Raw genomic sequence first — 9,210 nt, 5'->3', positions numbered from 1 at the left:
CACCTGCCAAGTGCGCGAGGACGAGGAGATGCTCCGGCGGGGCACCGCCCCAACCCAGGCCGATCCCGGCCCAGGAAAATCCAGCCTCGCCGGCGATTGAGGCGCGGGGTCCGGGGCAGAGCCCCGGCAGCGAAGCCGTCCCGACCGGGCCGGTCCGGGCCAGGGGGCATAACTCAGCCCCGCCGGGAGGCACGCGGCCCCGGCAGCGGCGCCGCGCAGGCCCGGCCGGTCCCGGCCAGGGGACAAACCCAGCCCCGCCGGCGCTTGAGGCGCGCGACCCTCAGGACTCCGACAGGCGGCCGGCCGCCCGGCGTTGGCGGGTGTTCGACCCGCGCAGGAAGCGGATCACCGTTTCCAGTTCCTCCGTCGTGAACTCCCCGCACAGCTCCGCGACCTCCCGCGCCCAGTCCTCGTACACCGGCTCCAGCTCGCGGATCTTCTCCGGCCGGACCTCCACCACCACCCGCCGCTTGTCCGTCGGGTGTTCGGCCCTGCGTACGTAGCCCTTGCGCTCCAGCCGGTCCACCAGGCCCGTCACCGAGGCCGGGGCCAGGCCGGAGTGCTGGGCCAGCTCCTTCGCGGTGAGCGGGCCGTGCCGCAGCAGCAGGTCGATGGTCTTGGTTTCCGTCGCGCCCAAGCCGCGCCGCTCGGCCACCGCCGAGTGGAACATCACCGTCACCGCGCTGGTCTCCCGGCCCGTCCGGTTGAGCTCCTCCAGCACCGCCGCGCGCCGTGCGTCCACCTCTTCGCTCATGAGCTCACCGTACCAAGAATTTAGTTCGCCCGAACGAAAGAGTTGCGATCACGACTCCACGCGTGCCAGTCTTTCGTTCATCCGAACGAAATAATTCCGGAGGTCGGAGACCGTCATGACCCCATATCCCCGCCGCTGGGCCGCAGCCGTCGTCATGATGGTCGCCGCGCTCATGGACCTGCTCGACGTCACCATCGTCAACGTCGCCATCCCCTCCATAGGCCGCGACCTGGGCGCCTCGCAGAGCGCCCTCCAATGGCTCGTCTCCGCCTACCTCCTCGGCTTCGCCGCCACCCTGATCGTCTCCGGCCACCTCGGCGACCGGTACGGGCGCAAGGCGCTCTTCCTCGCCGGGACCGCCGGCTTCGGACTCGCGAGCCTCGGTTGCGGCATCGCCCAGAGCCCCGGCCAGCTGATCGCCGCCCGCGCCGTCCAAGGCGTCACGGCCGCCCTGCTCATGCCCCAGGTGCTGGGCTCCTTCCGCACCCTCTTCCAGGGCAAGGAGCGCGGCGCCGTCTTCGGGATGTACGGAGCCGTCGCCGGCTTCGCCTCCGCCGTCGGGCTGCTCCTCGGCGGGCTGCTCACCGACGCCGACCTGTTCGGCTGGGGCTGGCGCTCCGTCTTCCTCGTCAACGTGCCCGTCGCCGTGGCCACCCTCGTCGCCGGCGCGGTCCTGGTCCCCGCCACCCGCGAACGCGGCGCCGGCCGGCCCGACCTGCTCGGCAGCCTCGTCCTCGCCGCCGGCCTGATCGCCATCGTGCTGCCGCTCGTCCAGGGCGACGCCAACGGCTGGCCGCTGTGGGGCTGGCTCTGCCTGGCCGCCGGGGTGCTCGCCGTCGCCGGCCTCGGTGTCCTCGAAGCCCGGCGGCGTACCGACGCGACCGTACCGCTGCTGCCCGTCCGGGCGTTCCGCCTGCCCGCCTTTTCCGTCGGCCTCGCCGTCCAACTCCTCTTCGCCGTCGGCATGCAGGGCTTCTTCCTGGTCTTCGCGATCTGGCTGCAGGGCGGCGAGGGGTACACCCCGATGCAGGCCGGCCTGGTCACCGTCGCCTTCTCGATCGGCGGCTTCCTCACCGCTCCCGTCGCCGACGTCCTCGCCGTGCGCTATGGCCGGCTCGTCCTGGCCGCCGGCGCGCTGCTGATGGCGGGCGGCTTCGCCGGGGTCTGGTACGCCGTCGCCCAGTCCACCGCCGCGCACACCGGCGCCTGGCCGCTCGTGCCCGGCCTGCTCGTCGCCGGCGCCGGCCTCGGCTTCCTCGTCGTTCCGCTGGTCAACGTGGTGCTGTCCGCCGTCCCCGCCGACATCGCGGGCGGTGCCTCCGGGATCTTCTCCACCGCCCAGCAGTTCGGCGGCGCCCTCGGCGCGGCCGTCATCGGCTCCGTCTTCTTCGGCGCCCTCGCCGACGGCGGCCCCACCCACGCCCTCACCACCGCGATGCCCTGGGTCAGCGCCGGGTTCCTGCTCAGCGCCGCCCTGTGCCTGGCACTGCCCCGCACCGCGGTGTCCCCCGACCCGCTGCCGGAGGCCGAGCCCGTGGCCGCGTAGGGCAATTCCAGCCTCGCCGGCGTTCGAGGCGCGGGGTCTGGGGCGGAGCCCCAGCGGCGGAGCCGCGGCCCAGAACCGCCACCCCGCCCGGGAGGGCTATCCCGCTCAGCGGGAACACGGCCTCCCGCCCGCGCCCGCCCCCCGCCTACCGTCTGCCGCACCACACACCACCGCAGCCGGGAGGACCCCATGCTGAACGACGGCCGCCGGCGCGAAGCCGCCGAGGTGCTGCGCGCGGCGGAGCGGCGGCGGGCCCCCGTACGGCCGCTGACCGAGCTGTACGAGGGCATCGACGCGCAGGACGCGTACGAGATCCAGCTCCTCAACGTCCGTCACCGCACGCACACCGAGGGCGCCCGCGTCACCGGGCACAAGGTCGGGCTCTCGTCCCCCGTCATGCAGGCCATGATGGGCGTCGACGAACCCGACTACGGCCACCTCCTCGACGCCATGGAACTGCGCGAGGACACCCCCGTGCCGGCCGCCGCGTACTGCGCGCCGCGCGTCGAGGTGGAGGTCGGCTTCGTCCTCGGTGCCGACCTGCCCGGCGAGGGCTGCACCGAGGCCGACGTGCTGGCCGCCACCGAACGCGTCGTACCCGCCCTGGAGTTGATCGACAGTCGGATCGCCGACTGGCGGATCTCCATCGCGGACACCATCGCCGACAACGCCTCCTCCGCCGGATACGTCATCGGCGAGGGCCGCGACCCGCGCGAACTCGACCTGAAGGCCGTCGAGGCCCGCCTGCACAGCGGCCGCGAGACCCTCGCCACCGGCCGCGCCGACGCCGTACTCGGCGACCCCGCCACCGCCGTCGCCTGGCTGGCCCGCACCGTCGCCCGCTACGGAGTCCCGCTGCGCAAGGGCCACCTCGTCCTGCCCGGCTCCTGCACCCGCGCCGTGGACGTGGCCGCCGGCCGGACCTACACCGCCGACTTCACCGGGCTCGGCTCGGTGTCCCTCTCCTTCTCCTGAGCTCCTGAGGTGCCCGTGACCAAGACGAAAGCGACCGCCGCCATCGTCGGCTCCGGCAACATCGGAACCGACCTGCTCTACAAACTCCGGCGCTCCCCGCACATCGAGCCCCGCTGGATGATCGGGGTCGACCCGGACAGCGAAGGCCTGGCCCGCGCCCGCAGGGCCGGTCTCGACGCCTCCCACGAAGGCGTGGACTGGCTCCTGGCCCGCTCCGAGCTCCCCGACCTCGTCTTCGAGGCCACCTCCGCGTACGTGCACCGCGCCAACGCCCCGCGCTACGCCGAACTCGGCATCAAGGCCGTCGACCTGACCCCCGCCGCCGTGGGCCCCGCCGTCGTACCGCCCGCGAACCTGACGGCCCACCTCGACCAGCCGAACGTCAACATGATCACCTGCGGCGGGCAGGCCACCATCCCCATGGTGTACGCCGTCTCGCGCGTGGTGCCCGTCGCCTACGCGGAGATCGTCGCCTCGGTCGCCTCCGTCTCGGCCGGCCCCGGCACCCGGGCCAACATCGACGAGTTCACCCGCACCACCGCCCGCGGCATCGAGGAGATCGGCGGCGCCGCACGCGGCAAGGCCATCATCATCCTCAACCCCGCCGAGCCCCCGGTGATCATGCGCGACACCGTCTTCTGCGCGATCCCGCCGGACGCCGACCGGGCGGCCATCGCCGGCTCCGTCAAGCAGATCGCCGCGGACGTGGCCACGTACGTACCCGGCTACCGGCTGCGCGCCGAGCCGCAGTTCGACGAACCGTCCGCGCTGAGCGGCGGAATGGCCCGGGTCGCGATCTTCCTGGAGGTGGAGGGCGCGGGCGACTACCTGCCGCCCTACGCCGGAAACCTCGACATCATGACCGCCGCCGCCACCAAGGTCGGCGAGGAGTTCGCGAAGGGGCTCATCGCGTGAACAGGCCGAAGACGTACTCCGACACCCTCGACATCCGCGTCACCGACTCCTCCCTGCGCGACGGTTCGCACGCCAAGCGCCACCAGTTCACGGGTGAGGACGTACGGTCGATCGTCACCGCCCTCGACGGCGCGGGCGTCCCCGTCATCGAGGTCACCCACGGGGACGGCCTCGGCGGCTCCTCCTTCAACTACGGCTTCTCCAAGACCCCCGAGCAGGAACTGATCAGGATCGCCGCCGAGACGGCGCGGAACGCGAAGATAGCCTTCCTGATGCTGCCGGGCCTCGGCGTCAAGGACGACATCCGCGCCGCCCACGGCAACGGCGGGACGATCTGCCGGATCGCCACCCACTGCACCGAGGCCGACATCTCCGTCCAGCACTTCGGCCTCGCCCGCGAGACGGGCCTGGAAACCGTCGGCTTCCTGATGATGGCCCACTCCACCACCCCCGAGAACCTCGCCCGCCAGGCCCGGATCATGGCCGACGCCGGCTGCCAGTGCGTGTACGTCGTCGACTCCGCCGGAGCCATGGTCATGGACGAGGTCACCGACCGCGTCGCCGCCCTCGTCGCCGAACTCGGCGAGGACGCGCAGGTCGGCTTCCACGGCCACGAGAACCTCGGCCTCGGCGTCGGCAACTCGGTCGCCGCCGTGCGCGCCGGGGCGCTCCAGATCGACGGCTCCACCCGTCGCCTCGGCGCCGGCGCCGGCAACACGCCCGTCGAGGCCTTCGCCGCCGTGTGCCGGAAGATGGGCATCCGCACCGGCATCGACGTACTGAAGATCATCGACGCGGCCGAGGACGTGGTCCGGCCCGTCATGGACGACGAGTGCCAACTCGACCGGATGGCCCTGCTCATGGGGCACGCCGGCGTCTACTCCAGCTTCCTCAAGCACGCCTACCGGCAGGCCGAGCGCTACGGCGTCTCCGGCGCCGAGATCCTGCTACGCGCGGGCGAACGCCGCCTGGTGGGCGGCCAGGAAGACCAGCTGATCGACATCGCCGTCGAACTCGCCGAGCGCTGACGAACCCAGCCCCGCCGGCGTTTGAGGCGCGGGGTCTGGGGCGGAGCCCCAGGGAAAGGGCGCCCAGCCGGACCGCGAACCGAACCACACCACAACGAAGTGGAGGGCCACCCCATGGCCGAAACGACCGCAACCGAAGAAGAGCCCCGCATCATCGAGGCGGCCGCAGTGCCAACCCGGTTCGCCCGCGGCTGGCACTGCCTGGGACTCGCCGCCTCCTTCCGGGACGGAACCCCCCACGAGATCGAAGCCTTCGGCACCCGGCTCGTCGTCTTCCAGAGCCGGGACACCGGCGCACTGCACGTCCTGAACGCCCACTGCCCCCACATGGGCGGCAACCTCGCCCACGGCACCGTCAAGGGCGACACCCTCGCCTGCCCCTTCCACGACTGGCGTTGGTCCGGCAACGGCCGCTGCGCCGCCATCCCCTACGCCCGCCGCGTTCCGGCCCGCGCCCGGACCCGTGCCTGGACCACCCTGGAGCGCAACGGCCAGCTCTACGTCTGGCACGACCCGGAGGGCAACCCGCCCTCCCCGGACGTCACCATCCCCGAGATCGAGGGCGTCGGCAGCCCCGAATGGAGCGACTGGAGCTGGAACTTCCTGCGCGTGGAGAACTCCAACTGCCGGGAGATCGTCGACAACGTCGTCGACATGGCGCACTTCTACTACGTGCACTACGCCTTCCCGCACTACTTCAAGAACGTCTTCGACGGGCACGTGGCCACCCAGTACATGGAGTCCACCCCGCGCGGAGACGTCGACCTCGGCACCCTCTCCACCGGCGGCGGCCTGCGCTCCGACGCTTCCTACCACGGCCCCTCGTACATGATCGACAAGTTGTGGAGCGATGTCGGCGGCGGGGTCGAGCTGGAGTCCGTCCTGATCAACTGCCACTACCCGATCGACGAGAACAGCTTCATGCTCATGTACGGGGCGATCGTCAAGAAGCTCCCCGGCATGACCGACGAACAGGCCGCCGACGCCGCCCGCCTCACCTCCGAGGGCCTCGCCGTCGGCTTCGAGCAGGACGTCGAGATCTGGAAGAACAAGACCCGCATCGACAACCCCCTCCTGACGGAGGAGGACGGGCCCGTCTATCAGCTCCGCCGCTGGTACGAGCAGTTCTACGTGGACGCCGCCGACGTCAAGGACGAGATGGTGCGGCGCTTCGAGTTCGAGATCGACACCACCCGTGCCACCGCCGCCTGGAAGGCCGAGGTCGCCGAGAACCTGGCCCGCCGCGCGGCGGCCTCGTCGACGGGCGACCTGTGATGCGCCCCGTCGCGTGCGGGGAGTGCGGGACGCGGGTGCTGTGCGAGAAGTTCAGCCAGGCCCACACCCAGGTCCAGTGGACCGACGAGGCCGCCGCCACCTGCCCCCGCATCGCCGCCCGGGTCGCCGCGGGGGAGCTCAGCGCCCGCGTCCGTTCCTGTACGGCGCTGCGCGCGAGCATCGACGCGGCGGTCCGGGAGGGCCGGCTGGAGGTGCCCGCCGATGTCTGAGTACGCAGCCGCGCCGGCCGGGGGACCGGTGCGGGTGCGCGTGCGCGAGCGGGTCCAGGAGACCCCGGACGCGGTCTCCCTCGTTCTGGACTGCGACCTGCCCTACGCCCCCGGCCAGTTCCTCACCCTGCGGGTGCCCGGCGGCGCGGCCCGCTGCTACTCCCTGGCCAGCTCCCCGCACACCGGCGAGCCCATGCGGATCACCGCCAAGCGGGTCCCCGGCGGGCTCGGCTCCGGCTGGATCTGCCAGGAGGTGGCCGCCGGGGACGAGCTGGAGGTGCTGCCGCCCGCCGGGACCTTCACCCCGGGCCCCGGCGGCCTGGACCGGGACCTCCTGCTGGTCGCGGGCGGCAGCGGGATCACCCCGGTGCTCTCCCTCGCCAAATCGGCGCTCGCCGCCGGCCGGGCCGGGATCGCCCTGGTGTACGCCAATCGGGACCCCGAGTCGGTGATCTTCCGCGACGAGCTGTGGGGGCTGGCCGAGGCGCATCCCGGGAGGCTGACCGTCATCCACTGGCTGGAGAGCCTCCAGGGACTGCCGACCGCGCCGCGGCTCGGCCCGCTCGTGGCCCCGTACGCCGGCCGCGAGGCCTACCTGTGCGGTCCGGGTCCGCTGATGGACGCCGCGGAGAGCGCGCTGCGCGCGGCCGGGGCGCTCCCGCGCGGGATCCACCGGGAGCGGTACTTCTCCCTGAGCGGCGATGTCTTCACGCCCCGCGCGCAGAGCCCCGCGCCGGAGGCCGCCACCGCGACCGCCGAGGTGGAGCTCGACGGCACCGAGCACACGGTCCCCTGGCCCGAGGGGACCCCGTTGCTCGACGCCCTGCTCGCCGCGGGCGTCCCGGCCCCGTACTCCTGCCGGGAGGGCGCGTGCAGCGCCTGCTGCTGCCGGGTCGTGGAAGGGAAGGTGACCATGGCCCGCAACGAGGTCCTGGACGAGGAGGATCTCGCCGAGGGCTACGTCCTGGCCTGCCAGGCAATGCGGCTCGGCGACCACGTCCGGATCACCTACGGGGGATAGGCCCGCCGGTTTCGACGGGGTCGGGTGTGCGGTGGGGCGTCCCCGCAGGGCGTCGAACTGGGCCACCCTCGGCCCACCGACCTCTGGAAACGTTTCTACGCCCGAGGAGACGCCCCGGCGCGCGCCCGGCCCCGGCGGAACCGGCCCGCTCGCGGGCCGCCGCCACCCTGTCCGGACACGAAGCGGGCCCGGCCCCCTGGCGGGAGGGTCGGGCCCAAGTCCTTGGTTCGTGCGTCGGGATATGACTACCCGCTACATCCACTCGCTGAACCGCAGCCAGCCCATCATGTTGTCCATCGCCTGCGCGGAAACGGCCGGTTCGAGGTCATGGCGCGGCGCCGCGGCCGCCCGCCCCGACCGCCCGGGCCCGTACAGCTCCCGCCACACCGCCCGCGCGCACGCGCTCACCGCGGGCGCCAACCGGGCCAGCTCGCGCTCCCCGCGGCCGGTGGAGACCGAGACGGCGGCCAGCGCGCGCCCCGCGCCCCGCAGCGGCGCCGCCACGCAGGAGATGCTCCGGAAGCTCTCCTCCCGGTCGTACGCCACCCCGCGTTCGCGGATCGCCGCCAGGTCGGCGCGCAGTGCGAGCGGCCGGATCAGGGTCCTGGGCGTGCGCGGCCGCAGCCCCTGCGCCAGGACGTGTTCCACCTCCGCCGGGTCGCTGAAGGCGAGGATCGCCTTGCCGGCGGCCGTGCAGTACGCCGGCATCCGGCCGCCGACCCGGGAGGGCACGGTGGTGGTGTCCGAGCCGCCGATCCGCTCCAGGCAGACCACCTCGGCCCCGTCCGGCACCGACAGGTGCACCAGCCGGCCGGTCTGCTCGTGCAGCGCGTGCAGCAGCGGGAGGGCGGCCCGGCGCAGCCGGTTGTGGTGGGAGGCGAGCGCGCCGAGCTCCAGCATGCGCATGCCCATCCGGTAGTCCCGGCCCTCGCGGTCCAGCCAGCGCAGCCGCACCAGCTGGTCGAGGATCCGGTGGGCGGAGGAGCGCGGGAGCCCGGAGCGGCGTACGACCTCGGTGAGCGAGAGCCGCGGCTGCGGACCCTCGAAGGCGCCCAGCACCCGCGCGGCCTTCTCCAGCAGCGACAGCGGTGCGAGCTCGGTGTCCATGACCTGGTCAAGCACGAGAAACCCCCTGGGTGAGGCGTTGGGGCGACCCTGCCACGGGCCCCCGGGCGGAGGGAAGGACCCGGCAGGATGTATTTCATTCAGTAATACTTCGAGTAGCTAGATGGGGGTGAAGCGGAGGCCCGGGGACGACCCGGGAAACGGCTTCCCACTCACCGGGAACGGCCCGTTCCACGCCCCCGACCCCCGGGCGTACGTTCACCGCACCCCGAAGCCGTCGACCCTGTCGACCCCGACCCGTCGACCCTGAGAAAGACATCTCACGGAGCTAAGCCGTCAAGCCGCTACTGCCAGAGAGGAGGGGAATGCCTGATGTTCGTCGAACAGCGTCTTGTGCTTGA

9 protein-coding genes are annotated in these 9,210 nt (G+C 72.8%); 7 read left to right on the top strand and 2 right to left on the bottom strand.

Features of this window, described 5'->3' with window-relative positions:
- Nucleotides 1–280: 280 nt before the first annotated feature.
- On the bottom strand, nt 281–754 hold the full coding sequence (locus ACFV9H_RS40660; protein WP_385408913.1) for a MarR family winged helix-turn-helix transcriptional regulator: 474 nt from the start codon (nt 752–754) through the stop codon (nt 281–283).
- A 115-nt stretch (nt 755–869) separates the two neighbouring features.
- Between ACFV9H_RS40660 and ACFV9H_RS40655 the strand changes: the two genes are divergently transcribed.
- From ACFV9H_RS40655 to ACFV9H_RS40625, 7 genes are all read left to right on the top strand, one after another.
- Nucleotides 870–2,300 carry an MFS transporter gene (locus ACFV9H_RS40655; RefSeq protein ID WP_385408911.1) on the top strand — a complete coding sequence of 477 codons (1,431 nt, stop codon included), beginning with the start codon at nt 870–872 and terminating at the stop codon, nt 2,298–2,300.
- A 189-nt stretch (nt 2,301–2,489) separates the two neighbouring features.
- Entirely contained in the window at nt 2,490–3,275 is a 786-nt protein-coding gene (locus tag ACFV9H_RS40650) for a 2-keto-4-pentenoate hydratase (protein WP_385408909.1), read from the top strand.
- Between the two features lie 15 nt (nt 3,276–3,290).
- Nucleotides 3,291–4,190 carry an acetaldehyde dehydrogenase (acetylating) gene (locus tag ACFV9H_RS40645; protein WP_385408907.1) on the top strand — a complete coding sequence of 300 codons (900 nt, stop codon included), beginning with the start codon at nt 3,291–3,293 and terminating at the stop codon, nt 4,188–4,190.
- Nucleotides 4,187–5,218: a 4-hydroxy-2-oxovalerate aldolase gene (dmpG, locus tag ACFV9H_RS40640; protein WP_385408905.1), complete on the top strand. Its 1,032-nt coding sequence runs from the start codon at nt 4,187–4,189 to the stop codon at nt 5,216–5,218. The genes ACFV9H_RS40645 and dmpG overlap by 4 nt, the downstream gene beginning before the upstream one ends.
- Nucleotides 5,219–5,332: 114 nt before the next feature.
- A complete protein-coding gene (locus ACFV9H_RS40635) occupies nt 5,333–6,493 on the top strand; it encodes a Rieske 2Fe-2S domain-containing protein (RefSeq protein ID WP_385408904.1) in 1,161 nt (386 codons plus the stop codon).
- Nucleotides 6,493–6,723, top strand: coding sequence for a hypothetical protein (locus tag ACFV9H_RS40630; RefSeq protein ID WP_385408902.1), 231 nt, complete (start codon nt 6,493–6,495; stop codon nt 6,721–6,723). Before ACFV9H_RS40635 ends, ACFV9H_RS40630 begins: the two co-directional genes overlap by 1 nt.
- Nucleotides 6,716–7,744, top strand: coding sequence for a 2Fe-2S iron-sulfur cluster-binding protein (locus tag ACFV9H_RS40625; protein ID WP_385408900.1), 1,029 nt, complete (start codon nt 6,716–6,718; stop codon nt 7,742–7,744). The genes ACFV9H_RS40630 and ACFV9H_RS40625 overlap by 8 nt, the downstream gene beginning before the upstream one ends.
- Before the next feature lie 252 nt (nt 7,745–7,996).
- On the opposite strand, the gene ACFV9H_RS40620 is transcribed toward ACFV9H_RS40625, so the two are convergent.
- Entirely contained in the window at nt 7,997–8,866 is an 870-nt protein-coding gene (locus ACFV9H_RS40620; protein ID WP_385408898.1) for an IclR family transcriptional regulator, read from the bottom strand.
- Between the last annotated feature and the right edge of the window lie 344 nt (nt 8,867–9,210).

Origin of the sequence: Streptomyces sp. NPDC059874, from assembly GCF_042731135.1 — a bacterium.
Taxonomy (GTDB): Bacteria; Actinomycetota; Actinomycetes; order Streptomycetales; family Streptomycetaceae; genus Streptomyces.
The sequence above is the reverse complement of the archived record's forward strand: the minus strand, read 5'-3'. Positions and strand labels throughout refer to the sequence as shown.

Coding starts and splice junctions, on each gene's coding strand:
- ACFV9H_RS40635 (WP_385408904.1), top strand. CDS start 5,333: ATGGCCGAAACGACCGCAACCGAAGAAGAGCCCCGCATCATCGAGGCG.
- ACFV9H_RS40660 (WP_385408913.1), bottom strand. CDS start 754: ATGAGCGAAGAGGTGGACGCACGGCGCGCGGCGGTGCTGGAGGAGCTC.
- ACFV9H_RS40630 (WP_385408902.1), top strand. CDS start 6,493: ATGCGCCCCGTCGCGTGCGGGGAGTGCGGGACGCGGGTGCTGTGCGAG.
- ACFV9H_RS40650 (WP_385408909.1), top strand. CDS start 2,490: ATGCTGAACGACGGCCGCCGGCGCGAAGCCGCCGAGGTGCTGCGCGCG.
- ACFV9H_RS40625 (WP_385408900.1), top strand. CDS start 6,716: ATGTCTGAGTACGCAGCCGCGCCGGCCGGGGGACCGGTGCGGGTGCGC.
- ACFV9H_RS40655 (WP_385408911.1), top strand. CDS start 870: ATGACCCCATATCCCCGCCGCTGGGCCGCAGCCGTCGTCATGATGGTC.